At 72.5% G+C, this 24660-nt stretch carries 25 protein-coding genes; 5 read left to right on the forward strand and 20 right to left on the reverse strand.

Annotation, left to right across the window (positions count from 1 at the left end; genetic code table 11):
- Positions 1-183: 183 nt before the first annotated feature.
- Positions 184-1368, forward strand: coding sequence for a YibE/F family protein (locus tag H1226_RS19280; protein ID WP_308011235.1), 1185 nt, complete (start codon positions 184-186; stop codon positions 1366-1368).
- 64 nt (positions 1369-1432) lie between these two features.
- On the opposite strand, the gene H1226_RS19285 is transcribed toward H1226_RS19280, so the two are convergent.
- From H1226_RS19285 to H1226_RS19295, 3 genes are read right to left on the reverse strand one after another with little or no spacing between them, the layout of a single operon-like run.
- Complete coding sequence (locus H1226_RS19285) at positions 1433-2083, reverse strand: hypothetical protein (RefSeq protein ID WP_258341958.1); 651 nt, start codon at positions 2081-2083, stop codon at positions 1433-1435.
- The gene (hisS, locus tag H1226_RS19290; RefSeq protein ID WP_258341959.1) at positions 2080-3345 is read right to left on the reverse strand and encodes a histidine--tRNA ligase; all 1266 of its coding nucleotides are present in this window, start codon (positions 3343-3345) and stop codon (positions 2080-2082) included. Before hisS ends, H1226_RS19285 begins: the two co-directional genes overlap by 4 nt.
- Before the next feature lie 34 nt (positions 3346-3379).
- The gene (locus H1226_RS19295; RefSeq protein WP_258341960.1) at positions 3380-4057 is read right to left on the reverse strand and encodes an MBL fold metallo-hydrolase; all 678 of its coding nucleotides are present in this window, start codon (positions 4055-4057) and stop codon (positions 3380-3382) included.
- A 169-nt stretch (positions 4058-4226) separates the two neighbouring features.
- Between H1226_RS19295 and H1226_RS19300 the strand changes: the two genes are divergently transcribed.
- Positions 4227-4970: a peptidylprolyl isomerase gene (locus H1226_RS19300; protein WP_224957008.1), complete on the forward strand. Its 744-nt coding sequence runs from the start codon at positions 4227-4229 to the stop codon at positions 4968-4970.
- A 119-nt stretch (positions 4971-5089) separates the two neighbouring features.
- Positions 5090-6274, forward strand: a complete 1185-nt coding sequence (locus H1226_RS19305) for a cytochrome P450 (protein ID WP_258341961.1) — start codon at positions 5090-5092, stop codon at positions 6272-6274.
- 3 nt (positions 6275-6277) lie between these two features.
- On the opposite strand, the gene H1226_RS19310 is transcribed toward H1226_RS19305, so the two are convergent.
- The 12 genes from H1226_RS19310 to pdxS all read right to left on the reverse strand — a co-directional run bounded on the left by H1226_RS19310 (position 6278) and on the right by pdxS (position 18846).
- On the reverse strand, positions 6278-8590 hold the full coding sequence (locus H1226_RS19310) for a RelA/SpoT family protein (protein ID WP_224957011.1): 2313 nt from the start codon (positions 8588-8590) through the stop codon (positions 6278-6280).
- 187 nt (positions 8591-8777) lie between these two features.
- Positions 8778-9320 (reverse strand): adenine phosphoribosyltransferase, encoded by a 543-nt coding sequence (locus H1226_RS19315; protein ID WP_224957012.1) that lies wholly within the window; start codon positions 9318-9320, stop codon positions 8778-8780.
- Positions 9320-10531 (reverse strand): protein translocase subunit SecF, encoded by a 1212-nt coding sequence (secF, locus tag H1226_RS19320; RefSeq protein WP_258349457.1) that lies wholly within the window; start codon positions 10529-10531, stop codon positions 9320-9322. Before secF ends, H1226_RS19315 begins: the two co-directional genes overlap by 1 nt.
- Positions 10528-12114: a protein translocase subunit SecD gene (gene secD, locus H1226_RS19325; protein WP_258341962.1), complete on the reverse strand. Its 1587-nt coding sequence runs from the start codon at positions 12112-12114 to the stop codon at positions 10528-10530. The genes secF and secD overlap by 4 nt, the downstream gene beginning before the upstream one ends.
- Positions 12115-12670: 556 nt before the next feature.
- The gene (yajC, locus tag H1226_RS19330; protein ID WP_258349458.1) at positions 12671-13087 is read right to left on the reverse strand and encodes a preprotein translocase subunit YajC; all 417 of its coding nucleotides are present in this window, start codon (positions 13085-13087) and stop codon (positions 12671-12673) included.
- Between the two features lie 243 nt (positions 13088-13330).
- Positions 13331-14440, reverse strand: a complete 1110-nt coding sequence (gene ruvB / locus H1226_RS19335; protein WP_224956191.1) for a Holliday junction branch migration DNA helicase RuvB — start codon at positions 14438-14440, stop codon at positions 13331-13333.
- A complete protein-coding gene (gene ruvA / locus H1226_RS19340) occupies positions 14437-15039 on the reverse strand; it encodes a Holliday junction branch migration protein RuvA (protein ID WP_258341963.1) in 603 nt (200 codons plus the stop codon). Before ruvA ends, ruvB begins: the two co-directional genes overlap by 4 nt.
- A complete protein-coding gene (gene ruvC, locus H1226_RS19345; protein ID WP_258341964.1) occupies positions 15036-15623 on the reverse strand; it encodes a crossover junction endodeoxyribonuclease RuvC in 588 nt (195 codons plus the stop codon). Before ruvC ends, ruvA begins: the two co-directional genes overlap by 4 nt.
- 131 nt (positions 15624-15754) lie before the next feature.
- Positions 15755-16261 carry a DUF4262 domain-containing protein gene (locus tag H1226_RS19350; RefSeq protein ID WP_224956194.1) on the reverse strand — a complete coding sequence of 169 codons (507 nt, stop codon included), beginning with the start codon at positions 16259-16261 and terminating at the stop codon, positions 15755-15757.
- Positions 16262-16347: 86 nt separating this feature from the next.
- Positions 16348-17100: a YebC/PmpR family DNA-binding transcriptional regulator gene (locus tag H1226_RS19355; protein ID WP_258341965.1), complete on the reverse strand. Its 753-nt coding sequence runs from the start codon at positions 17098-17100 to the stop codon at positions 16348-16350.
- Between the two features lie 45 nt (positions 17101-17145).
- Entirely contained in the window at positions 17146-17775 is a 630-nt protein-coding gene (gene pdxT, locus H1226_RS19360; RefSeq protein WP_258349459.1) for a pyridoxal 5'-phosphate synthase glutaminase subunit PdxT, read from the reverse strand.
- Positions 17776-17940: 165 nt separating this feature from the next.
- Positions 17941-18846 carry a pyridoxal 5'-phosphate synthase lyase subunit PdxS gene (pdxS, locus tag H1226_RS19365; RefSeq protein WP_258341966.1) on the reverse strand — a complete coding sequence of 302 codons (906 nt, stop codon included), beginning with the start codon at positions 18844-18846 and terminating at the stop codon, positions 17941-17943.
- 200 nt (positions 18847-19046) lie between these two features.
- On the opposite strand from pdxS, the gene H1226_RS19370 reads away from it, so the two are divergent.
- Complete coding sequence (locus H1226_RS19370; protein ID WP_258341967.1) at positions 19047-21116, forward strand: elongation factor G-like protein EF-G2; 2070 nt, start codon at positions 19047-19049, stop codon at positions 21114-21116.
- Between the two features lie 64 nt (positions 21117-21180).
- Here H1226_RS19370 and H1226_RS19375 read toward each other — a convergent pair whose 3' ends face one another.
- The 4 genes from H1226_RS19375 to pgsA form a co-directional block, all read right to left on the reverse strand.
- A complete protein-coding gene (locus tag H1226_RS19375; protein ID WP_258341968.1) occupies positions 21181-21591 on the reverse strand; it encodes a hypothetical protein in 411 nt (136 codons plus the stop codon).
- 86 nt (positions 21592-21677) lie between these two features.
- The gene (locus H1226_RS19380; RefSeq protein WP_373689965.1) at positions 21678-21839 is read right to left on the reverse strand and encodes a DUF397 domain-containing protein; all 162 of its coding nucleotides are present in this window, start codon (positions 21837-21839) and stop codon (positions 21678-21680) included.
- A gap of 38 nt (positions 21840-21877) precedes the next feature.
- The gene (locus tag H1226_RS19385; RefSeq protein WP_258341970.1) at positions 21878-22597 is read right to left on the reverse strand and encodes a DUF5753 domain-containing protein; all 720 of its coding nucleotides are present in this window, start codon (positions 22595-22597) and stop codon (positions 21878-21880) included.
- A gap of 140 nt (positions 22598-22737) precedes the next feature.
- Positions 22738-23355 (reverse strand): phosphatidylinositol phosphate synthase, encoded by a 618-nt coding sequence (gene pgsA / locus H1226_RS19390; protein WP_258341971.1) that lies wholly within the window; start codon positions 23353-23355, stop codon positions 22738-22740.
- Between the two features lie 197 nt (positions 23356-23552).
- On the opposite strand from pgsA, the gene H1226_RS19395 reads away from it, so the two are divergent.
- On the forward strand, positions 23553-24095 hold the full coding sequence (locus H1226_RS19395) for a YceI family protein (protein ID WP_224956204.1): 543 nt from the start codon (positions 23553-23555) through the stop codon (positions 24093-24095).
- A gap of 67 nt (positions 24096-24162) precedes the next feature.
- On the opposite strand, the gene H1226_RS19400 is transcribed toward H1226_RS19395, so the two are convergent.
- Entirely contained in the window at positions 24163-24636 is a 474-nt protein-coding gene (locus tag H1226_RS19400; protein ID WP_224956223.1) for an HIT family protein, read from the reverse strand.
- Between the last annotated feature and the right edge of the window lie 24 nt (positions 24637-24660).

A 24660-nucleotide genomic window follows, 5' to 3' on the forward strand; every position in this document is an offset into this window, starting at 1 on the left:
ACCGGAGCCCACGCCGCTCCCGCGGCGGGCGGCGGGACGACGCCCCCGGCCGCGGGCGACCCCGGCCCGAGCACCGGCGCCACCGCCATCGGACACGGACACGGACACGGACACGGACACGGACACGGACACGACGGTCCTCCCGCCTCCCGCACCGTCAAGCGCCTGCTCGCCATCGCCCTGGTGCCGTTCGCACTCGCCGCGATCATCGGCACCGCGCTGCTCTACCCGTTCGGCCACCAGCAGCGCACCGGCGCCGACCTGGGCCTCGGCCAGTACCCGGTGAACGGCGAGGTCGTGGCCTCCGCCGCGGGCGGCTGCGGCGACACCGGCGGCTGCGTCACCCTCCAGGTGCGGATGTCGGACGGACCGACCCCGGGCCGGACCATCGCCCAGGTGATGCCCGTCGAACCCGGCACTCCGCGGTTCGCCGTCGGCGACCGGGTGGTGCTGTCCTACGCGGGCGCCAACCCGGAGGAGGAATCGTCCTTCCAGGTGGTCGACTTCCAGCGCGGCAGTCCGCTGCTGGTGCTCGGCCTGGTGTTCGCGGTCGCGGTGCTGCTGCTGGGGCGCTGGCAGGGCCTGGCCGCGCTGGGCGCACTGGTGCTGAGCTTCGTGGTGCTGATCGGGTTCGTGCTGCCCGCGATCCTGGCCGGGGAGAACCCGCTGCTGGTGTCCGTGGTCGGCTCCGGCCTGATCATGTTCGTGGTGCTGTACCTGACGCACGGGTTCTCCGCGCGCACCTCGACGGCGGTGCTCGGCACGCTGCTGAGCCTGGCGCTGATCGGCGGGCTCAGCGCGCTGTTCTCGGCGACGACGCAGCTGACCGGGCTGGACGACGACACCTCCAGCCTCATCGCCGCGCTGGGCACGCCGATCGACGCGCGCGGCCTGCTGCTGGCGGGCATCGTGATCGGCGCGCTGGGCGTGCTCGACGACGTGACGGTCACCCAGACCAGCGCGGTGTGGGAGCTGCAGCGGGCCGATCCGTCGATGGGCTGGCGGAAGCTCTACCAGGCGGGACTGCGGATCGGGCGGGACCACGTGGCCTCGGCGGTGAACACCCTGGTGCTGGCCTACGCGGGTGCGTCGCTGCCGCTGCTGCTGGCGTACTCGCTGTCGGGCCGCAGCTTCGGGGAGATCATCAGCACCCAGGCGGTCGCCCAGGAGGTGGTGCGCACCCTGGTGGGCAGCATCGGCCTGGTCGCCGCGGTGCCGATCACCACGCTGATCGCGGCGCTCGTCGCGGCCAGGGAGACCGGTGGTGCCGACCGCGCGAGCGCGGCCGAGCGGGCCGGTGCCGCGGCGGCGGAGAGCGCCACGTCCCGCGTCCACCACCGCTCCCGCCCGCAGCCGCCGACGGCCTGAGCACCGGCGGGTGGCCCGGGGTGCGCGAACCCCGGTCGGGGGTCGTGCACCCGGGCGGAGCCGCTCAGTCCAGGGTGGTGACGAAACCGGCGACGGCCTGCGGGTTCAGCTTCTGCGCCATCCGCCCCTGCGGGGCCAGCGAGGCGAGCCGGTACAGCGGGCGGGCCGCCGCTCCGTCGCCCCTGGCCTCGGACTTCAGCTGCGCCACGACCAGCTCGGAGAGCACCAGCGCGTGCGTGTCCCCGATGGACGCCAGCGCGTCGGCGATGCGCCGCAGCGCGAGCACGCCGAGCTCGCGCCCGCCGGTGCCCGCGTACATGGCCAGCGCCACCGACACGGCCTTGCCCTTCGGCGGTCCGCCGACCAGCAGGCTCACCGTCCGCATCCCGCGCACGTCGGTGATCACCAGGTCGAGCCGGTCCGCCGTCCGCAGGTCCACCGTCCGGGTGCCGAGCGCGCGCACCGAGACCTCGCCGCCGCGCAGCCACGTGGTCTTGCGGGATTCACCGAGCGCGAGCAGCAGCAGCGGCACCGCCACCACCGCCGCGCCCACCGCGAACCCGGCCGGGCCCGCGACGAGGCCGACGACGCCGCCGAACGCGGCGGCCACGACCAGCGCGGCGATCACCACGTTGCGGGCGCGCTTGCGCACGGTGGCCCGGTCGAGCAGGTCCAGCTCGACGGTCTCGACCGGCGCGTCCGCGGGCTCGGTCATAGCTCGGCCACGGCCGCGGCGACCTGGGGCACCAGCTCGTCCAGCGGCACGGACCGCTGCTCGCCGCTGCCGAGGTCCTTGAGCTGCGCGCTGCCCGCTTCGACGTCGCGCTCGCCGAGCACCAGCGCGAACCGGGCACCGGAGCGGTCGGCGGCCTTCATCGCGCCCTTGAGCCCCTTGCCGCCGTAGGCGATGTCGGTGCGCACCCCGGCGTCGCGCAGACCAGCGGCGACCGTGACGAGGCGCCGCTTCGCGGACTCGCCCAGCGGCACGCAGTACACGTCGCACCGGGTGCGGTCCCCGACCTCGATGCCCTCGGCCTCGCAGGCCAGCAGCGTGCGGTCCACGCCGAGGCCGAAGCCGATGCCGGACAGCTCCGCGCCGCCGAGCTCCGCCATCAGCCCGTCGTAGCGGCCACCGCCGCCGATCCCGGACTGGGCGCCGAGGCCGTCGTGCACGAACTCGAAGGTCGTCTTGGTGTAGTAGTCCAGGCCGCGCACCAGCCGCGGGTTCTCCACGAACGCCACGCCCAGGTCGGCCAGGTGCTGCTTGACCTGCTCGTAGTGCTCCTTCGACTCCGCCGAGAGGTGGTCCACCATCAGCGGGGCGTCGGCGACCAGCTCGCGCACCTCGGGCCGCTTGTCGTCGAGCACCCGCAGCGGGTTCAGCTCGGCGCGCTGCCGGGTCGCCTCGTCCAGCGGCAACCCGCCGAGGAAGTCCTGCAGCTTCGCGCGGTAGTCCGGCCGGCAGGTGGCGTCGCCGAGCGAGCTGAGCTCGATGCGGTAACCGGTGAGGCCGAGTCGCTTGTAGCCCTCGTCGGCGATGGCGATCACCTCGGCGTCCAGCGCCGGGTCGTCCACGCCGATGGCCTCCACCCCGACCTGCTGCAGCTGCCGGTAGCGCCCGGCCTGCGGCCGCTCGTAGCGGAAGAACGCGCCGCCGTACTGCAGCTTCACCGGGAGCTGCCCGCGGTCGAGGCCGTGCTCGATGACCGAGCGGATCACGCCCGCGGTGCCTTCGGGGCGCAGCGTGACCGAGCGGCCGCCGCGGTCGGCGAAGGTGTACATCTCCTTGCTGACCACGTCGGTCGACTCGCCGACGCCGCGCGCGAACAGGGTGGTGTCCTCGAACAGGGGCAGTTCGATGTGGCCGTACCCGGCGCGGCGGGCCGCGTCGGCGAGCGCGTCGCGCACGGCCAGGAACCCGGCGGACTCCGGCGGGTAGTACTCGGGAATGCCCTTGGGGGCGGTGAAGGTGCTCATCAGGGGTGCTTCGCTGTCCTCAAGCTGGGGTGGGTCACCGGTCGGCGGGAACCAGGTCCTGCAGGAACGGGTTGCTCGCGCGCTCGCGACCGATGGTGGTGGTGGGTCCGTGGCCGGGCAGGACGACCGTGTCGTCGACGAGCGGCAGGATGCGCGTGCGCAGCGTGTGCAGCATCGTCGAGTGGTCGCCGCCGGGCAGGTCGGTGCGTCCGATGGCACCGGCGAACAGGGTGTCCCCGGCCAGCAGCAGCCGGCCGCCCTCGTCCGCGCCGACGCCGAACAGCACCGACCCGCCGGTATGGCCGGGGCTGTGCGTGACGCCGATGTCGAGCCCGGCGAGCTCCAGCACGTCGCCGTCGCCGAGGTCCCGGACGTCGCCGGGCGCGACCAGCGGCGGCAGCGCCGCGAACAGCTCCGCGCCCTGCGGGCCCATCGAGGCGGCGGGGTCGGTGAGCATGTACCGGTCGGCCGGGTGGATCCACGCGGGCACGTCGTGCGCGCGGCACACCTCGCCCGCGGAGAAGACGTGGTCGAAGTGCCCGTGGGTGAGCAGCACCGCCACCGGGTTCAGCCGGTGTTCGCGCAGCTGCTCGTCGAGCGCCTCGGTCGCCTCCTGGCCGGGGTCGACGATGACGCAGTCCGCGCCGTCGCCCGCGGCGAGCAGGTAGCAGTTCGCCTGCAGAGGTCCGGCGGGGAACCCGAGCACCAGCACGCGTGCGCCTTTCGTCGTCCAACACGAGATCATCGACCGCCGCGGACGGGCGGGCCGTGGCCTGTTCAGCCTAGAACATCGTCCCGCACGGTCTGCCGGTTCCGTGGAACCGGGCGGCCCATAAACTCCAGGTGTCCTGATCGTGTCGGAGCCCCCGGGGAGGGAGCAGGTGCCGAGCAACGAACAACGTCGCCAGAACGCCAAGCGCAAGCTCGAACGGCAGTTGGAGCGGCGTGCGGAGCAGGCGAAGCGACGTCGGATGATGACCCTCGGCGCCACGGTGCTGGTGGTCATCCTGGCCGTGGCGGGCGTCGTGTACTTCATCAACAGCAGCGGTGAGTCGGAGGCCGCGCCGACGTGCACCTACCAGCCGACGCCCGGCCAGCCCGCGGCGAAGCCGGTCGACCCGCCGGAGTCCCCGGGCGCGGACGCGCCGAAGACCCAGCAGGTGACGCTGAGCACCGGCCAGGGCGACATCCCGGTGACGCTGGACCACGCGAAGGCGCCGTGCGCGGCGAACAACTTCGCGCACCTGGCGGAGTCGAAGTACTTCGACGACACCGACTGCCACCGGCTGACCACCACCGAGGGCCTGAAGGTGCTGCAGTGCGGCGACCCGACCGGCACCGGTTCCGGCGGCCCCGGCTACTCGTTCGCCGACGAGGTCGACTCCCAGCCGACGTACCCGCGGGGCACGCTGGCGATGGCGAACTCGGGGCCGGACACCAACGGCAGCCAGTTCTTCATCGTCTACGGCGACTCGCAGCTGCCCCCGAACTACACGGTGTTCGGCACCGTCGGCGAGCCCGGCCTGCAGGTCGTGGACAAGGTGGCCGCGGCCGGTGACGACACCGGTCAGGGCGACGGCAAGCCGAAGCTGCCGGTGCACATCGACAGCGCGAAGGTCGCCTGACCCGCTCGCGACGTCTGCGGAGGGCCGCGGGACCGGACGGTTCCGCGGCCCTGCGTCGTTCCGGGACCTACTCGGAGGGGCCGTGAGCGCCTAGGCTCGGTCCGATCGGAGGTGCGCAGGTGATCGACGTGGCGGCGCTGGACCCGGCCGATCCCGGTTTCGTCGCGGACCCGTACCCGGTGTTCCACGCCTTGCGCGCGGGCGGTGCGCTGCACCGGCACGAGGCGTGGGGCGCGCACGTCGCCGTCTCGCACGAGCTGTGCTCGGCGGTGCTGCGCCACCGCGACCTGCGGCGGGTGTGGGTGGACCGGGTTCCGCTGGAGGAGTTCGAGGCGTTCAACGCGCTGCACCGGCTGAGCATGCTGGAGAACGAGCGGCTGCACGGCAGGCTGCGCGCCGCCGTCGCCCCGCTGTTCCACCGCCGCGCCGTGGCCGCGATGCGCACCACCGTCACCGAGCTCGTCCGCCCGCGCCTGGACCGGCTGCGCGCGGAGGTCGACGAGCACGGCCGCGCCGAGCTGATGTCCGCGCTGGCCGGGCCGGTGCCGGTGGACGTGATCGCCGCGCTGCTCGGCTTCCCGCCGGCCGAGGGCGCACTGCTGCGGAACTGGTCGAACCGCATCGTGCGGATGTACGAGCCGGAGCTGGACGACACGGGCCGCCGGGACGCCGAGCTGGCCGCCGGCGAGTTCCGCGACCGCGTCACCGAGCACGTCGAGCACCGCCGTGCGCACCCCGGCGACGACCCGTTCAGCGCGCTCGTCGGCACCGGCGCGCTGGACCGCGACGAGCTGGTGGCGACGTGCGCGCTGCTGCTGATGGCCGGGCACGAGGCCAGCGTGAACGGCATCGGGAACGCCGTCGTCGCGCTGCACGACCGGCCCGCGCAGTGGCGCCTGTTCCGCGGGCTCGGGCCGGACGCGGTCGCCACCGCCGTGGACGAGCTGCTGCGCCACGACACCCCGAACCAGTTGTTCGGGCGCACCGCGGTGCGCCCGGTGGAGCTGGCCGGGACCCGCGTCGAGGCGGGCGAGAAGGTCGTGGTGCTGCTGGGCGCGGCGAACCGGGACCCGGCCGCGTTCGCGGCACCGGACGAGCTGGACCTGACCCGCGCGCCGAACCCGCACCTGGCGCTGGGCATCGGGATGCACTACTGCCTGGGCGCACCGCTGGCCCGGCTGGAGATCGGGGTGGTGCTGGCCGAGTTCGCCGCCCGCTTCCCCGATTTCGCCCTGCTGGAGCGCCCCCGCCGCTCGGCCGCCTTCGCCCTCCGCGGCTACGACCGGATCGACATCACGGCCTGACCTTCACGCCGCCGAGGTGACCCGGTAGACGTCGTAGACGCCTTCGATGTTGCGCACCGCCTTGAGCACGTGGCCGAGGTGCTTCGGGTCGCCCATCTCGAACGAGAACCGGCTCACCGCGACCCGGTCCTTCGAGGTGGTGACGGAGGCGGACAGGATGTTCACCCGCTCGTCGGCGAGCACCTTCGTCACGTCGGACAGCAGCCGGTGCCGGTCCAGCGCCTCCACCTGGATGGCCACCAGGAACACCGAGGACGAGGACGGCGCCCAGTACACCTCGACCAGCCGCTCCGGCGACTTGCGCAGGTCGTCGGCGTTGGTGCAGTCGGTGCGGTGCACGCTGACCCCGCCGCCACGGGTGACGAAGCCCAGGATCTCGTCGCCCGGCACGGGGGTGCAGCAGCGGGCGAGCTTGGACCACACGTCCCCGGCGTCCTTGACCACGACCCCGGAGTCGCCGGTGCTGCGGCGGCGCTGCTGCACGGTGGACGGGGTGGAGCGCTCGGCGATCTCGTCCTCGGCCTGCTCCACGCCGCCGATCAGCGCGACGAGCCGCTGCACCAGGTGGTGCGCGGAGACCTGCCGCTCCCCCACCGCCGCGTACAGCGCGGTGACGTCCACGTAGTGCAGTTCGCGGGCGACGGCGGCGATGGAGTCGGCGGTGACGAGGCGCTGCACCGGGAGCCCGAGCCGCCGGATCTCCTTGGTGATCGCCTCCTTGCCGTGCTCGATGGCCTCTTCGCGGCGTTCCTTCGCGAACCACTGCTTGATCTTCGCCTTGGCCCGCGGCGAGGCGACGAACGACAGCCAGTCCCGGCTGGGGCCAGAGCCCTCCGCCTTGGAGGTGAAGATCTCGACGACCTCGCCGTTCTCCAGCTTCCGCTCCAGCGCGACCAGCCGGCCGTTGACGCGGGAGCCGATGCAGCGGTGCCCCACCTCGGTGTGCACCGCGTAGGCGAAGTCGACCGGCGTCGACCCGGACGGCAACGTGATCACATCGCCCTTGGGGGTGAACACGAAGATCTCGCGGGTGGCGAGGTCGTAGCGCAGCGATTCCAGGAACTCGCCCGGGTCGGCGGCCTCCCGCTGCCAGTCCAGCAGCTGGCGCATCCAGGCCATGTCGTCGACCTCGACGCCGGCCTGCCCGCCGCTGCCGTTGCGGCCCTTCGTCTCCTTGTAGCGCCAGTGCGCGGCGATGCCGTACTCGGCGGTGCGGTGCATCTCGCTGGTGCGGATCTGCACTTCCAGCGGCTTGCCCTCGGGGCCGATGACGGTGGTGTGCAGCGACTGGTAGACGCCGAAGCGGGGCTGGGCGATGTAGTCCTTGAACCGGCCGGGCATCGGCTGCCACAGCGCGTGCACCACGCCCATCGCGGCGTAGCAGTCGCGCACCTCGTCGACGAGGATCCGCACGCCCACCAGGTCGTGGATGTCGTCGAAGTCGCGGCCGCGGACGATCATCTTCTGGTGGATCGAGTAGTAGTGCTTCGGGCGCCCTTCGACCTTCGCGGCCAGCCGCGCGGTCTCCAGCTGCCCGGAGAGCTCGTCGGTGACGGTGCGCAGGTAGGTGTCCCGGGACGGGGCGCGGTTGGCGACGAGCCGCACGATCTCGTCGTACTTCTTCGGCTGCAGGATGGCGAAGGCCAGGTCCTCCAGCTCCCACTTGATGGTGGCCATGCCCAGCCGGTGCGCGAGCGGCGCGAGCACTTCGAGGGTTTCGCGGGCCTTGCGGGCCTGCTTCTCCGGCGGCAGGAAGCGCATGGTGCGCATGTTGTGCAGCCGGTCGGCCAGCTTGATCACGAGGACGCGGGGGTCGCGGGCCATCGCGATGATCATCTTGCGGATGGTCTCGGCCTCGGCGGCAGCGCCGAGCTTCACCTTGTCCAGCTTCGTGACGCCGTCGACCAGGTGCGACACCTCGTCGCCGAAGTCCGCGCTGAGGTGCTCCACCGAGTAGTCGGTGTCCTCGACCGTGTCGTGCAGCAGCGCCGCCACCAGCGTCGTGGTGTCCATGCCCAGCTCACCCAGGATGGTGGCGACGGCCAGCGGATGGGTGATGTACGGGTCACCCGATTTGCGGCGTTGGTGGCTGTGCTTGTCCTCGGCCACGTCGTAGGCCCGCTGCAGCAGCGCCAGATCCGCGTGCGGGTGCAGCTCGCGGTGCACCGCGGCCAGCGGTTCGAGCACTTGCTTGACCTCCGCGGCGCGCTGCGCCGTGATCCGTCTGGCCAAGCGGGCGCGCACCCGCCTGGTCGCCGAGGCGGGACGCACCTGCTCGGTTGCTGCTGGGGCAGGAGACTCGACGTCTTGGCTCACCGCGCGCTCCCGGGCATGGAGGGGACGTTGCACCCGGATCTTGAAGTGGTCACGACCCGGGCATCGAGAATAACGCCGTTCGGGCTATCACCCTTCCCCGGCCGTCCCCCGAAACGTTGAACGGTCACTCTCAGCTTCGAGTCGACGGGAAAACTTCACCAGGACCGATCAGCCGGGCCGAAGATCCTCACACCGCCAGCAGCGCCTGCACGTCCGAATCCATCCGGTCCCGGCCGCCGAGCGCAGTGAGCTCCAGCACCACGGACGAGGCCACCACCTTCGCGCCGGCGCGGCCGAGCAGCTCGCAGGCCGCGCGCAGCGTGCCGCCGGTGGCCAGCACGTCGTCCACCACGAGAACCCGCTGACCAGCACTGATGGTGGCCGCCGGGAGCTCCAGGCTCGCCGAGCCGTATTCCAGCTGGTAGTCCACGCGGTCGGCGACCTCCGGCAGCTTGCCCGGCTTCCGCAAACCCACGACCCCGGTGCCGCGCGCGTGCGCGACGGCGGCACCGAGCAGGAAGCCGCGTGCTTCCACTCCGGCCACCACGTCGAACTCCAGGCCGTCACCGAGCGCGGTCACGACCGCCGCGAACGCCTCCCCGTCGGCCAGCAGCGGGCTGATGTCGCGGAACAGGATCCCGGGCTCCGGGAAGTCCGGGACCTCGCGGATCAGCCGCGCCGCCTGCTCCAGCGCGGGGTGCAGCACCCGCACGCCGTCCGATCCCGCCATCAGCGCCGCTTCTTCCCGGTCGGGCGGCTGGACTTGCCCGCGGGCCGCCGCCGGTTCTGCGGGGCGTCGGAGCGCTTGCCCGCGGCGCTGGACGCGCCGGCCAGGGTCCGCTCCGAGCTCTCCTCGGCCTGCTCGTCCGCCGGCTCGCCGGTCTCCTTCGCGGAACCGCGCTCCCGCCGCTGGGCGACCTTCGCCGCCTGCTGCCGGTACCGGCGGTCCCGCATCTTGAAGTCCACCAGCAGCGGCGTCGCCAGGAAGATCGACGACACCACACCGGCGATCATGCCGACCAGCTGCACCAGCGCCAGGTCCCGCAGCACGCCCACGCCCAGCAGCCAGGCGCCGACCACGAGCAGGCCGATCACCGGCAGCAGCGCGATCACCGAGGTGTTGATGGAGCGCATCAGCGTCTGGTTCACCGCGAGGTTCGCGGCCTCCGGATAGCTGCGGCGGGTCAGGCCGAGCAGCCCGCGGGTGTTCTCCTTCACCTTGTCGAACACCACGACCGTGTCGTACAGCGAGAACCCGAGGATCGTGAGCAGGCCGATCACCGTGCTCGGCGTGACCTCGAAGCCGGTGAGCGCGTAGATGCCCGCGGTGACCACCACGTCGTGCAGCAGCGCGATCAGCGCCGCCACCGCCATCCAGCGCTCGAAGTAGAACGCGAGGAACACCGTCACCAGCACCAGGAACACGCCCAGCGCCAGCAGCGCCTGCTGGGTGATCTCCCCGCCCCAGGTGCCGCTGACCGCGCTGTCGCTGACCGCGGCCGGGCTCGGCTCGCCGTCGGCGCCCAGCGGCTGGAGCCGCTGGAACATCGTCTCCTTGACCTCGGAGACCTGCGCGGTGTTCAGCGACTCGGTTCGGACCTGGATGGTCTGGCTGTTCGCGGTGCCCACCAGCTGCACCGTCTCGGCCGGGTGCCCGAGCGCTTCGGTGAACGCCTCCTGCACCTGGTCCTCGCTGATCGGGCCCTGCGCGCCGACGGCCGGGACCTGCAGCTTGGTGCCGCCCTCGAAGTCGATGCCCAGGTTGAAGCCCTTGAGGCCCATCGCGCCGATGCACACCAGCACCAGCAGCCCGAGGGACACGTACCAGCGCATGCGCTTGCCGACGATGTCGAAGGCGCCGTTGCCGATGTAGAGGCGTTCGAAGACGCTCGCGCGCCGGTTTCCGCCGTCGCCGGCGGTGCTGTGGATGACCACCGTCAGGCCTCCTTCGCGCTGGAAGCACCCCGGGAGCGCGCGGAGCGCTGCTGGGCGGCGTAGCGCTGCGTCGCGCCGAGGCCGGACACCGAGGGCTTGGACAGGAACTTGTTCTTCGACGCCAGCGCCACCAGCGGGTGCGTCACCAGGAACACCACGACGAGGTCGAGCACCGTCGACATGCCGAGGGTGAACGCGAAGCCCTTCACCTGGCCGACCGCGAGCACGTAGAGCACGGCCGCGGCCAGGAAGCTCACCGCGTCGGCGGACAGGATGGTGCGCCGCGCCCGGGTCCACGCCCTGGGCACCGCGGAGCGGAAGGTCCGGCCCTCGCGGATCTCGTCCTTGAGCCGTTCGAAGAACACGATGAACGAGTCGGCGGTGATGCCGATCGCCACGATGAACCCGGCGATGCCCGCCAGGTCGAGGGTGAAGCCGATCCACCGCCCGAGCAGCACGAGCACGCCGTAGACGATGCCGCCGGAGAGCACCAGCGACAGCACCGTGAGCACCCCGAGCAGCCGGTAGTAGGCGAGGCAGTACACCGCGACCAGGAACAGCCCGATGCCACCGGCGATCAGACCGGCTTCCAGCGCGGCCACGCCCATCGTCGCGGACACCGTCTCGGCCTCGGACTGGTCGAACGCCAGCGGCAGCGAGCCGTACTTGAGCACGTCGGCCAGGTCCGTCGCGGTCTGCTGGTTGAAGTCGCCGCTGATGGAGGCGTTGCCGCCGAGCAGCGCCTCGTTGATCCGCGGTGCGGAGACGACCTCGCCGTCGAGCACGAACGCGGCCTGCTGGCCGACGTTGGCGGAGGTGAAGTCCGCCCAGCGCTTGCCGCCGTCACCGGTGAAGTCCAGGCTCACCGTCCAGTTCGGCTCCTGCTGGTTCGGCGGCTGCGCCGCCGCGTTGGCGATGTCGGTGCCTTCCATGAACACCGGCTCCAGCACGTACTTCTGCGCCTTCTGCTGGTCGCAGGCGACCAGCGGGAGCTTCGGGTCGGCGTTGCCGCGCAACGGGTCCTCGACGTTGCAGTCCAGCGCTCCGAGCGCCTCCATCTGCACGTTCGGGTCGGTGCTCTGCCGGGTCTTCTTCGCCTCTTCGATCGCCGCCTGCTGGGCTTCGGGGTCGGCGGGCTGCTGGGCGTGGGCGCCCTGCGGGGCGGTGCCGGAGGGCTGGCCAGGCTGCGGCGGCGGGGCCTGCGCGGGCGCCACCATGTTCGGCACGACCTTGCGGAAGCTCAGCTCCGCGGTCTGGCCGAGCTGCTTGGCCTGGTCGCCGCCCTCACCGGGCACGGTGATCACCAGGTTGGAGCCGTCGAGGTTCACCTCGGAACCGCTGATGCCCATGCCGTTGACGCGGGTCTCGATGATCTGGCGCGCCTGGGCCAGCGACTCCTGCGTCGGCGGCCGGCCGTCCGGGGTGCGCGCGGTGAGCGTCACCCGGGTGCCGCCCTGGAGATCGATGCCCAGCTTCGGGTCGGGCTTCTGATCGCCGGTGAGGAATACCAATCCGTACAACGCCACGACGATCAGCGCGAAGATCGCGAGGTAACGCCCTGGGCGGATCTGCCCGGCCGGAGGTGCCACGGTGCGTCGGTCTCCTGTCCACTGTCTACGGAATGCGGGCGGGACATCGGCACGCGCAGGGCGGAGCGCCCGCGATCTGATGCCCCGGATGATCGGCCGCTCCAGGTGTCCCCGGAACGGCCGTTGATCACAGTACGCGCCCGAACAGCACGAGCACGCCGCACGATCTGGGAAGGCCCGCGACCAGTCTGCCAGGCGGGTGGTGCGGACGGACGCGAGGGGCGGCCGCGCGGGGCCGCGAACTGGGGATATCGCCCGAGTCGGGCGCGGACCGGCGGATCCGGCGGAGTTCGGCGCGGTTCGTAAACCCGCCACGCCGGTGCTCGGCGGAGGTCCGCTTCGGCCGCTCGGCGGAACGCGGGCGTGCCGGGGAGGTGCGCGCGGCTGCGCCGGGGCGCGCGGCGGGCTGGCGTCCCGCGGCTGAGCCGGGGCGCGCGGCGGGCCGGAGTCGCCGCCTGGCGTGGGCGGCGACTCGACGGCTCCGCCGGACAGCCCGCGGTCGGGCCGGTCCGGGAACGCGGCGGCCAGGCCGGTGCGGTCACCGGCCGTACCGGATTCAGCTGGTCTTCTGCTTCTCGATCGGCTCGGCGATCTGCGCGGAGGACTCGGAGGTCGCGTCGGTGGCGTCCTTCTGCTCGCCCTCGGCCTCCTTCGCCTCGGCCGCCGGGGCGGCCTCGTCCTGCTCGGTCGCGGGGGCCTCGGCGGCCTCCTCGGTGGTGACCTTCTCGCGGACGGCGGCACGCACCCAGGTGGTGACGACGCCCGGCGCGATCTCCAGGTCGATGCTGTCGTCCGCGCTGGACACCACGGTGCCGAACAGCCCGGAGGTCGTCATCACCCGGTCACCCGCGGTCAGCGAGTTCTGCAGCTTCTGCTGCTCCTGCACGGCCCGCTTCTGCTTGCGCGCCTGCAAGAACATCGGCACGGCCAGCAGCACGATCAGCAGCGGCAGAAACAAGGATTCGAAAGACATCATGCTCCGTTTCGGCGGACGCCGTGGGATTCGCCCGACCACCAGCCGGGGCGCCCGAATTGTTCGGATGTAGCGCTTCCAGTGTGCCAGCCGTGTCGATGGGCGCGCCGCCGCCCACTGGCCACGCGGGCCGAACCGGGCTTCGGCGGCGGCCATCGGGGCCGTCGACGCCGCGCAGCCTATCGCCCGCGGGGTGGCCGGTCTCACAGCCCACCTGCCGCCGGAACCGCCCCGCGGCGGCCGCTACTCGAACAGCACGGCCTGCGATTCGCCCGGCGCGTGCGGCGGCGGGGTCAGGCCCACGTGCTGCCAGGCGGCGACGGTCGCGACCCGGCCGCGCGAGGTGCGGGCGAGCATCCCCGCGCGCACCAGGTACGGCTCGCAGACCTCCTCGACCGTGCTCGGCTCCTCCCCCACCGCGACGGCGATGGTGGTGATCCCGACCGGACCGCCGTGGAAGGAGCGCACCAGCGCCGAGAGCACCGCGCGGTCCAGCCGGTCCAGGCCGAACTCGTCCACGTCGTAGACCTCCAGCGCGGACCGCGCCACCTCCAGCGTGACCGCGCCGTCGGCGCGCACCTCCGCGTAGTCGCGGACCCGGCGCAGCAGCCGGTTCGCGATGCGGGGCGTCCCCCGGGAGCGGCGGGCGATCTCGACGGCACCGTCCGGGCGCAGGTCCACGCCGAGGATCCCGGCGGAGCGGCGCACCACCAGCTCCAGCTCGGCGGGCGAGTAGAACTCCATGTGCGCGGTGAACCCGAACCGGTCCCGCAGCGGGCCGGTCAGCGTCCCGGACCGGGTGGTGGCGCCGACCAGCGTGAACGGCGCGATCTCCAGCGGGATGCTGGTCGCGCCCGGGCCCTTGCCGACCACGACGTCGACCCGGTAGTCCTCCATCGCCAGGTACAGCATCTCCTCGGCGGGGCGGGCGATGCGGTGGATCTCGTCGATGAACAGCACATCGCCCTCGGCGAGGTTCGACAGCATCGCCGCCAGGTCGCCGGGCCGTTCCAGCGCGGGCCCCGAGGTCACCCGGATCGCGGAGCCCAGCTCCGCCGCCATGATCATCGCGAGGCTGGTCTTGCCGAGCCCGGGCGGGCCGGAGAACAGCACGTGGTCGGGCTGCTCGCGGCGGTTGAGCGCGCCGTGCAGCACCAGTTGCAGCTGCTCGCGCACGCGGGGCTGGCCGACGAACTCGCTGAGCCTGCGCGGGCGCAGCGTGCTCTCCACGTCCTGCTCGGCCGGTTCCTGCTGCGGGTCCAGCGGCGCCTCGCCGGGCAGCGCCTGCCGGGCCGGGAGCTGGCCGGGCAGGAGTCCCGCGTGCGGGTCCTCGTCCTCGTGCGGAGCGCTCATCGCGGGCCCAGCGCGGCCAGCGCCTTGCGCAGCACGGCGGAGGTGTCGGCGGGCGCGCCGTCGGCGGCGAGCACGGCTTCCACGCTCTGCTCGGCCTGCTTCGCGGAGAACCCGAGGCCCACCAGCGCTTCGGCGACCTCGGTGCGGACCCGGCCGCGGTCCGGGGCGCCGGGCAGCTCGCCGGAGCCGTTCCCGGCGAGGGTGCCGACCTTGTCCCGCAGCTCCAGGATCAGCCGCTCGGCGCTCTTCTTCCCGATGCCGGGCACCTGGGTGAGCGTGGTGAGGTTGCCGTCCGCGAGCGCGTGGCACAGCTGGTCCGGCGAGAGCACCGCCAGCGTCGCCAGCGCCAGCCGCGGCCCCACCCCGGACGCGGTCTGCAGCAGCACGAACAGGTCGCGCGCCTCCGGGTCGGCGAAGCCGTACAGGGTCAGCGAGTCCTCCCGCACGACGAGCGTCGTCGCCAGCAGCACCTCCTCGCCGCGGCGCAGCCCCGCGAGCGTGGCGGGCGTGGCGTGCACGGCGTGCCCGAGGCCGCCCACGTCGATCACGGCGTGGTCCAGCCCGATCGAGAGCACCGGCCCGCGTACCGAAGCGATCATCCTGTGAGGTCTCCTCTGCCTGCCGGGGGACGCCGCGCGTCCCGCAGCCGTTGCCGGTGCGCCTTGGCCAGTTCCGCGGCCTTCGCCTCCGCCGCGGCCAGCCGCGAGCTCATCGGCGCCCGCCACAGGTGGCAGACGGCGAGGGCGAGCGCGTCGGCGGCGTCGGCGGGCCGGGGTGCTTCGCTGAGCCCGAGGACCTTGGTGACCATGAGCGTCACCTGCCGCTTGTCCGCGCGACCGGAGCCGCTGATGGCGGCCTTGACCTCGCTCGGCGTGTGGAACGCGACCGGCAGCCCGCGGCGGGCGGCGGCCAGCGCCACCACCCCGGAGGCCTGCGCGGTGCCCATCACCGAGCGCACGTTGTGCTGGCTGAACACCCGCTCGATGGCCACCACCTCGGGCTGGTGCGCGTCCATCCACTGCTCGACGGCGTCGGCGACCGCCTTGAGCCGCATGGGCAGCTCGTCACCGGGCGGGGTGCGCACGACGCCGACGGCGACGCAGGAGATGTGCCGGTTCCGGCCGCCGTCCACCACGCCGATCCCGCAGCGGGTCAGCCCGGGGTCGACTCCCAGCACGCGCACGACTTCCTCCTCGGCCTTCAGCTCACCCGGGAACACCCGTTCGACACTCTAGCGCCCGCGCGGCCCCGCACCCGGCACGACACACCCGATGATCACCCGTCCGCGCGCCGCGCGCCGCACCGCCCCCGCGGTCACGGGCCGTCGACGCCGGGCGTCCACCGCTCCGGGGCGCCGCTCTCGGTCAGCACCGGCTGGTACTCGGCGAACCCGCCGGGCGCGTCCGGTTGCCACGGAAAGGTGCCGTCCGGCGCGGCGACGATCAGCTGCACCGCCGGGAAGTCCGCTCCCTTGTAGACGGCGAACGCGCTGCCCAGGTACTCCGGGTAGTGCCGCTTCGCGATCCGCTCGAAGGTGACCGGGCAGCCCTCCAGGAATCCCGCGTACAGCTGCCCGGGGCTGAACCGCTCGCCGCCGGAGACCCGCGCGACGTAGGTGTCCACCACCGCCTGCGCCACGTCCCGGGGCAGGCCGATCACCACGACCTCGGGTTTGCCGAAGCGTCGCCACGCCCCGACGGAGAACGCGTGGGCGGCGCCGCTGTCGTCCGCCGCCACGTGCACCACGGCGGCGCCGTGCCGCTCCGCGGTGTCCACCAACCACTGCCGCAGCTGCTCTTCCGTCTCCGCCACGGGCGCCATTCTGCCGATTCTCATCCGATCGGGGGAGCCCCGGGGACCGGTGGCGCGGGCCGCGCCGCCGGGTGCCGGCGCGTCCCGCGCGCCGATCAGGCGTTCAGCTCCGCCATGACCTCGTCGGAGGCGTCGAAGTTGGCGTAGACGTTCTGCACGTCGTCGCAGTCCTCCAGCGCGTCGATCAGCTTGAAGACCTTGCGCGCGCCCTCCGCGTCCAGCGGGACGTTCACCGAGGCCAGGAAGCTCAGCTCCGAGGAGTCGTACTCGATCTCGGCCGCCTGCACCGCCTTGCGGACCTCGACCAGGTCGGTCGGCTCGCACAGCACCTCGAAGCTCTCGCCGAGGTCGTTGACCTCCTCGGCACCCGCCTCCAGCACCGCGCCGAGCACGTCGTCCTCGGTGAGCCCGTTCTTCGGCACGATCAGCACGCCGCGCCGGGAGAACATGTACGACACCGAGCCCGCGTCGGCCATCGAACCGCCGTTGCGGGTCATCGCGGTGCGGACCTCGCCCGCGGCGCGGTTCTTGTTGTCGGTGAGGCACTCGACCAGCACCGCGACGCCGTTCGGGCCGTAGCCCTCGTACATCAGGGTCTGCCAGTCGGCGCCGCCGGCCTCTTCGCCGCCACCGCGCTTGCGGGCGCGCTCGATGTTGTCGACCGGCACCGAGTTCTTGCGCGCCTTCTGCATGGCGTCGTAGAGGGTCGGGTTGCCGTCCGGGTCTCCCCCGCCGGTCCGCGCCGCGACCTCCACGTTCTTGATGAGCTTCGCGAAGAGCTTGCCGCGCTTGGCGTCGACGGCGGCCTTCTTGTGCTTGGTGGTGGCCCACTTGGAGTGGCCGCTCATCTTTCCTCCGTCTTTCCACGCCGTCGCAGGCGAGACCCGGGGCCTTCAGCCTGCGCGAACGGTCTGCACGAAATGCCGGTGCACGCGCTCGTCGCCGTGGACCAGTTCCGGGTGGAAGCTGGTGGCGAGCACGCGCCCCTGCTGAACCGCGACGATCCTACCGGCGGCGGCCGGGTCGTCTGATGCGCGCGGGGTGACCTCGGCCAGCACCCGCACCTGCGGGCCGATGCGCTCCACCCACGGGGCGCGGATGAACACCGCGTGCACCGGGCCGTCGACCCCGGCGAAGTCGAGGTCGGCCTCGAACGAATCGACCTGCCTGCCGAACGCGTTGCGGCGCACGGTCATGTCGAGCGCGCCGAGCGGCGTGATGCCCGCTTCGGCACCGCCCAGCACCTCACCGGCCAGCAGCACCATGCCGGCGCAGGAACCGTAGGCGGGCAGGCCGTCGGCGATCCGCTGCCGCAGCGGTTCGAACAGCTCGAAGGAGTGCAACAACCGGCTCGTGGTCGTCGATTCCCCGCCGGGCAGCACGATGCCGTGCAGGTCCGCGAGTTCCTCGGGCCTGCGCACGGGTTTGGCGACCGCGCCGCTGCGGTCGAGGGCGCCGAGGTGTTCGGCGACGCCGCCCTGCAGGGCGAGCACGCCGATGACGGGAGCCGCCGCACCATCCATCACGAGTTCTCCGTTCCTGAGTTCGGCGGGGCCGCTCGACCGGCCCCGACCTGATGGGCCGCCCACCTGCGCTCCGGCGAGGCGCCCGCCTCCTCCGACCGCGCGAGCGGCCCACTCGACCGCGCTGCCCGGTCGAATGGGCCGTTCACCTGGTCCGGGGCCGCGTCACCAGCCGCGCTGGGCGTAGCGCTGGTCCGCCGGGAGGGAGTCGACGTTGAGGCCGACCATCGCCTCGCCGAGCCCGCGGGACACCTTCGCGATCACGTCCGGGTCGTCGTAGAAGGTCGTCGCCTTCACGATCGCCTCGGCGCGCTTGGCCGGGTCGCCGGACTTGAAGATGCCGGAGCCGACGAAGACGCCTTCGGCGCCGAGCTGGCGCATCATCGCCGCGTCCGCCGGGGTGGCGAGCCCACCCGCGGTGAACAGCACGACCGGGAGCTTCCCGGCGGCCGCGACCTCCTTGACCAGGGCGACCGGGGCGCGCAGCTCCTTCGCCGCCGCGTACAGCTCCTCCCCGTCGAGCTGTCCGAGCCTGCGGATCTCGGCGCGGATGGAGCGCATGTGCCGGGTGGCCTCGACGACGTTGCCGGTGCCGGCCTCGCCCTTGGATCGGATCATGGCGGCGCCCTCGGCGATGCGGCGCAAGGCCTCGCCGAGGTTGGTGGCGCCGCAGACGAACGGGACGGTGAAGTTCCACTTGTCGATGTGCAGCGCCTCGTCGGCGGGGGTGAGCACCTCGGACTCGTCGATGTAGTCGACGCCGAGGGACTGCAGCACCTGGGCTTCGACGAAGTGGCCGATGCGGGCCTTGGCCATCACGGGGATGGAGACGGCGTCGACGATGCCCTCGATCATGTCCGGGTCGGACATGCGGGCGACGCCGCCCTGGGCGCGGATGTCGGCCGGGACCCGCTCCAGGGCCATCACGGCGACGGCCCCGGCGGCTTCGGCGATCTTCGCCTGCTCCGGGGTCACCACGTCCATGATCACCCCGCCTTTGAGCATCTCCGCCATGCCGCGCTTCACTCCGTCGGTGCCGGTGGCCTGGGCGGTGGCTGCGGTGTCGGTCACGGTCTGCCTTCCCTCGGGGGTCCGGCGCGGCGGCGTGCCGCGCTCTCCCCTCCGACGCTAGGCCGCAACTGGACCACTTCCACGGTCCACTTACCCCTGTTCTCAGTAGTCCACTTCGCGATCGGCGCCGGTGAACGGCATTGCACGCAACGTCACCCGGGTGTGTGATCGGGGACACAACGACGTCCGAGGGGGCAGCGATGGGCAGCAAGCAGAACGCTCCGGGGGTGCAGGCGGCGCCCGCCCCCACCGATCCGAGCGGGATCCGCAACGTGGTCCTGGTGGGGCCGTCCGCGGCGGGCAAGACGACGCTGGTGGAGGCACTGCTGGCGACGACCGGCACCATCCCGCGCTCCGGTTCGGTGGTGGACGGGACCACCGTGTGCGACCACGACAGCGCGGCCGTCGAGCAGCAGCGCTCGGTGGCGCTGTCGGTGGCGCCGCTGGACCACGACGGGCACAAGATCAACCTGATCGACACCCCCGGCTACGCCGATTTCGTCGGGGAGCTGCGCGCGGGCCTGCGGGCGGCGGACGCGGCCCTGTTCGTGGTGTCCGCCGAAGAGGGCGTGGACGCGGCGACCCGCGCCATCTGGCAGGAGTGCGCCCGGGTGCGGATGCCGCGCGCGGTGGTGCTGTCCCGGCTGGACCAGCACCGGGCCGATCCGGCCACCGCGCTGGAGTCCTGCCGGGAAGCGTTCGGGGCCGGGGTGCTGCCGCTGCACCTGCCGCTGCGCGGGCCCGACGGCGGCACCACCGGCCTGGCCGGGGTGCTCACCGGCACCGTCTCGGGCACCGGCGCGGCGCGGGACTGCGAGCGGGAACGGGCCGAGCTGATCGAGGCGATCATCGCCGAGAGCGAGGACGAGTCGCTGATGGACCGCTACGTCGCGGGCGAGCGCATCGAGGAGCCGGTGCTGATCCGCGACCTGGAGACGGCGGTCGCGCGCGGCGGCCTGCACCCGGTGCTTCCGGTGTGCGCGGCCACCGAGCTGGGCCTGCCCGAGCTGCTGGACGGCGTGGTGCGCGGTTTCCCGTCCCCGCTGGAGCATCCCTCGGTGCAGGTCACTGACCCGCACGGCGGGAACCCGCGGGAGCTGCCCGCCGATCCGGCGGGCCCGCTGGTCGCGGAGGTCGTGCACACCTCGGTGGACTCCTACGTGGGCCGGGTGTCGCTGGCCAGGGTGTTCTCCGGGACGGTGCTGCCGGAGCGGGCGGTGCACGTGTCCGGGCACGGCATGGCCGAGCGCGGGCACCCGGACCACGACGAGGACGAGCGGGTCGCGCACCTGTACTCCCCGCTCGGCTCGGGGCTGCGCGGGGTCCCGCGCTGCGTGGCCGGCGACCTGTGCGCGCTGACGAAGCTCGGTTCGGCCGAGACCGGCGACACCCTGTCCGACCCGGGGAGCCCGCTGCTGCTGTCGCCGTGGCCGATGCCGGATCCGCTGCTGCCGGTCGCGGTCGTCGCGCGCACCCGCAGCGACGAGGACGCGTTGGCGCGGAACCTGAACCGGCTGGTCGCCGCCGATCCGAGCCTGCGGTTGCAGCGGGACGGCGAGACGCACCAGCTGGTGCTGTGGTGCACCGGCGAGGCGCACGCCGACGTCGTGCTGCAACGCCTCCGCGACGGCGGCGCGGAGATCGACACCGAGCCGCTGCGGGTACCGCTGCGCCAGACGTTCCGGCAGGCGGCGAAGGGCCACGGCAGCCACAAGAAGCAGTCCGGCGGGCACGGCCAGTTCGCGGTGTGCGACATCGAGGTGGAGCCCGCACCGCGCGGTTCCGGCATCGAGTTCGCCGACCGGGTGGTGGGCGGCGCGATCCCGAAGCAGTTCATCGCCAGCGTCGAGAAGGGCGTCCGGGCGCAGGTGGAGCGCGGCCTGGAGGACGGCCTGCCGCTGGTGGACCTGAAGGTGACGCTGGTGGACGGCAAGGCGCACAGCGTCGACTCCTCGGACGCCGCCTTCCAGACCGCGGGCGCCCTGGCGCTGCGCGGCGCCGCCGAGCAGGCCGGGCTGGTCACGCTGGAACCGGTGGACGCTGTCGCGGTGTCCATCCCGGACGAGCACCTCGGCGTGATCCTCGGGGACCTGTCCAGCCGCCGCGGCAAGGTCGTCGGCACCGAGCCGGAGGACACCGGCTGGACGGTGGTGCGCGCGCACGTCCCGGCCAGCGAACTCGCCCGCTATTCGATCAACGTGCGCTCGCTGAGCTCGGGCAGCGCCACCTTCACCCGACGCTTCGAGCGCTACGACCCGATGCCCACCTGACTCCCGGTTTCCCGGAACCGGCGCGACGAGCCGGTGGAGCCCGAGCCGGTTCAGCGGTGCCGGTTCAGCCGGCCGCGGGTTCCGGGTCGAGCTCGCCGTCGTCCTCGACCGGGGCCGGTTCGGTGCGGTCGGCGGCGGGCTGGACGTTGAGCTGGGTCTGCGGGTTGCGGACGTAGGCGGCGGCCTGCTCCGGGGTGAGGTGGTCGGCGATCAGGCCCCACGGGACCTTGCCGCCGGAGGACGGGTAGCGCATCCACACCGCGTACTCGTCGGCCTCGGTGATCGGGTGCGTGACCGGCGGGACCGGGTCGGCGGCGGACTCGGCTTCGGCCGCCTCGACGTCCCAGGCGGCGGTCTTTCGGAAGATCTCCACGGTTTCGGCGGGAACCGCCGACGCGAGCGGGAACCAGTCGAACTGCCCGCTCGCCCATGCCCGGATGCGGACGTCGTAGACCGCGTCGTCCGTCGAAGCCACCACGCCGCACCTCCGCTTGATCGAGCACTCGCGGCGAGCAGCCTAACCAGCGGCACCGACGGTTCCCGCACCCGCGTCGGCGCCCCTCACAGACCCCGCACGAACGCGGCCCACGCCGAGCGCCCGAACAGCAGCGCGGGGCCGTCGGGGTCCTTCGAGTCCCGAACGCCGACGGCGGACCGAACCGAGGCCAGTTCAACGCACGCGCCACCGCCCTGACCGCTGTAGCTGCTCTTCCGCCAGACCACGCCACCCAAGTTCGATGCGGCCGGAAGGTGCCACGATGTCATGCGAAGTCCTTTGCCAGTCTCCGTAAGAACGCTTCGGTCTCGCTGATCGACAACGCCTTCATTGTCAGCTCGTCGAACACATGGCGGAAGACCTCCACGACATCAGGTTCTTCGAGGCAACTACCGCCCGACTGGTTCTCCACGTAAACGACTCCGGGGTCATCGGCGTTCGCGAAGTCAACCAGGTGAAACGAGCCGAGCTGCCCTCGATGAGGACCGCCACCCAAAGCCATGACCTGCAAGGTCACCTGCGGAGTCGTGCAGAGTTTCGCCAGTTCCTCGACTTGCTCGAACATCACTTCCGGGGAACCGACCTCCCGGCGGAGCGCCGACTCATCGATGATCGCGTGCAGGGCCAGCCGCTCACCGTCCCTGGCCAACACGTCTCTTCGCCTCAGTCGCGCCTCTGCCTGCTTCTCCAGATGAGATTTGGGGGCTGACGAGCCATCCCGCAGCACCGCGTCCGCGTACCCCCGCGTCTGCAAGATCCCCGGGACGAAGCCGAGGTCCCACTCGCGGATCTCGCTCGCGCCCCATTCGAGGCCGACGTAGAGGGAGAACCACTCGGGGATGGCCTGGTTCCCGTCCCACCAGCCCTTCTGCTCAGCGACCTCGGCCAGCCGGAGGTACCAGTCGATCCGCTCGGCCGGGACGCCGAGGAACGGGAGCATGATCTCCAGGTCCGGTCCGCTGATCGCGTTCCGCATGCTCTCCATGTGCGCGATCTTGCCCTGGCCGCAGCGGAGCCTGGCCGCAGCGGAGCCTGGCCGCGATGTCGCGCGCCCGCAACTGAGCCAGGCCCCACGCGGTCAGGCAGCCGCGCCAGACGGCGGGCTGTTCGTCGCCGGGGAGCTCGCTACGAAGAGCTCGTGCCCGCCTGAGCGGAGCGGGCCGCCGCGCGCAGGCGCTGCAGGACGGTGAGCGCGGAGAGCACCACGAGCAGCCACACCGCCACGTCCAGCACGTAGGGCACGCCCAGTCCGTGCAGCCCGGTGCCGACCAGCACGAGCACGAACCGCTCGGCCCGTTCGGCGAGACCGCCGTCGGCGCTGAGCCCGTTGGCCTCGGCGCGGGCCTTCACGTACGAGGTGACCTGCGCGCCCACCAGGCACAGCAGCAACCCGGCGCCGAGCGGCCGGTCCCCGGCCACGACCAGCGCCCACCACACCAGCGCCCCGAACAGGGCGCCGTCGGCGATGCGGTCGCAGCCGGCGTCGAGCACGCCGCCGAACGTGGAGGACCCGCCGCCCGCGCGGGCCATCGCCCCGTCGAGCACGTCGAACAGCAGGAACACGGTGACCACGACGGTGCCGGTGAACAGCTCGCCACGGGGGAAGAACCACAGCGCGGAGGCGACGCTGGCGACCGTGCCGATGACGGTGACGGCGTTCGGTGTGAGCCCCGCCCGGACCAGCGCTGCGCCGATCGGGTGCGTCCAGCGGGAGATCGAAGCCCGCGCGAAGATGTTGAGCATCGCCTGTTCCGCCAGCCGCCTAGCGCACCGAATCCACGGTGCTCGTTCACCTGGCAGCGTATCCGTAGCCGAGGCGCTGATCGGTCGGCAGGCGAGCCGCCACACCGCGGTGAACTCGGTCACAGACGGAATGGTTGAAAGTTCAACACCGTTGACGGGACAGCAAGACCCCCGCACCAGCGTTCAGGAGAAGGCCAATGAGCACTGCCACCACGATCCCCGGTTACGTCGTCGGCACCTGGGACATCGACAGCGTGCACTCCGACATCGAGTTCACCCTGCGCCACCTGGGCGTCGGGCGCTCCCGCGGCCGCTTCGACGGCTTCAGCGGCGAGATCGTGACCGCCGAGAACCCGCTGGACTCCTCGGTGACCGCGGACATCGACCCGGCCACGATCAACACCGGCAACGGCGACCGGGACGCGCACGTGCGCAACAGCGACTTCCTCGACGTCGAGAAGTTCCCGAAGGCGGGCTTCCGCTCCACCGGCATCCGCCAGGACGGCAGCGACTACGTCATCGACGGCGAGTTCACCCTGCACGGCGTGACCAAGCCGGTGTCGCTGGCGGCCGAGCTCGGCGGCTTCACCGACAACGGCCAGGGCGGCACCCTGCTCGGCATCTCCGCCTCCACCACGATCAACCGCACCGACTTCGGCGTCGGCCCCGAGGGCGGCGCCATGCTGGGTGAGAAGGTCAAGATCACCCTGGAGATCGAGGCCAACCTCCGCGCCGAGTGATCACCGCTCGAAGGCGACGAAAGGCCGAGGACGCGATGTCCTCGGCCTTCGTCGTGTCCGGGGTCGGTCAGCCCGGCCATGCCTCCGCGAGGAGGCGGCGGGTGTCGCCGAGGAGCTGGGGCAGCACCTTCGTGTGGCCGATGACCGGCATGAAGTTCGCGTCCCCGCCCCAGCGCGGCACCACGTGCTGGTGCAGGTGCGCGGCGATGCCCGCGCCCGCCACCGGCCCCTGGTTGAGGCCGATGTTGAACCCGTGCGGCGCCGACACCTGGCGGATCACCCGCATCGCGCGCTTGGTGAACGCCGCGACCGCCGTCGTCTCCTCGTCGGTGAGCTCCGTGTAGTCGGCGACGTGCCGGTACGGCAGCACCATCAGGTGCCCCGGGTTGTACGGGTACAGGTTGAGGATCGCGAAGACCAGCTCGTCGCGGGCCACGATCAGCGTGTCCTCGTCCGGCAGGCCCGACTCCAGCAACCGGCAGAACGGGCAGCCCTCGCTGGCCTCGCCCTCCGGCTTGTTCTCGCCCTGGATGTAGGCCATCCGGTGCGGGGTCCACAGCCGTTG

This window comes from Saccharopolyspora gregorii, from assembly GCF_024734405.1.
GTDB classification, from domain to species: Bacteria; Actinomycetota; Actinomycetes; order Mycobacteriales; family Pseudonocardiaceae; genus Saccharopolyspora_C; species Saccharopolyspora_C gregorii.

Coding starts and splice junctions, on each gene's coding strand:
- H1226_RS19285 (WP_258341958.1), bottom strand. CDS start 2,083: ATGACCGAGCCCGCGGACGCGCCGGTCGAGACCGTCGAGCTGGACCTG.
- hisS (WP_258341959.1), bottom strand. CDS start 3,345: ATGAGCACCTTCACCGCCCCCAAGGGCATTCCCGAGTACTACCCGCCG.
- H1226_RS19315 (WP_224957012.1), bottom strand. CDS start 9,320: ATGGCGGGATCGGACGGCGTGCGGGTGCTGCACCCCGCGCTGGAGCAG.
- yajC (WP_258349458.1), bottom strand. CDS start 13,087: ATGTCTTTCGAATCCTTGTTTCTGCCGCTGCTGATCGTGCTGCTGGCC.
- ruvB (WP_224956191.1), bottom strand. CDS start 14,440: ATGAGCGCTCCGCACGAGGACGAGGACCCGCACGCGGGACTCCTGCCC.
- ruvA (WP_258341963.1), bottom strand. CDS start 15,039: ATGATCGCTTCGGTACGCGGGCCGGTGCTCTCGATCGGGCTGGACCAC.
- H1226_RS19350 (WP_224956194.1), bottom strand. CDS start 16,261: ATGGCGCCCGTGGCGGAGACGGAAGAGCAGCTGCGGCAGTGGTTGGTG.
- H1226_RS19355 (WP_258341965.1), bottom strand. CDS start 17,100: ATGAGCGGCCACTCCAAGTGGGCCACCACCAAGCACAAGAAGGCCGCC.
- pdxT (WP_258349459.1), bottom strand. CDS start 17,775: ATGGATGGTGCGGCGGCTCCCGTCATCGGCGTGCTCGCCCTGCAGGGC.
- H1226_RS19370 (WP_258341967.1), top strand. CDS start 19,047: ATGGGCAGCAAGCAGAACGCTCCGGGGGTGCAGGCGGCGCCCGCCCCC.
- H1226_RS19385 (WP_258341970.1), bottom strand. CDS start 22,597: ATGGAGAGCATGCGGAACGCGATCAGCGGACCGGACCTGGAGATCATG.
- pgsA (WP_258341971.1), bottom strand. CDS start 23,355: ATGCTCAACATCTTCGCGCGGGCTTCGATCTCCCGCTGGACGCACCCG.
- H1226_RS19395 (WP_224956204.1), top strand. CDS start 23,553: ATGAGCACTGCCACCACGATCCCCGGTTACGTCGTCGGCACCTGGGAC.
- H1226_RS19400 (WP_224956223.1), bottom strand. CDS start 24,636: ATGGCCTACATCCAGGGCGAGAACAAGCCGGAGGGCGAGGCCAGCGAG.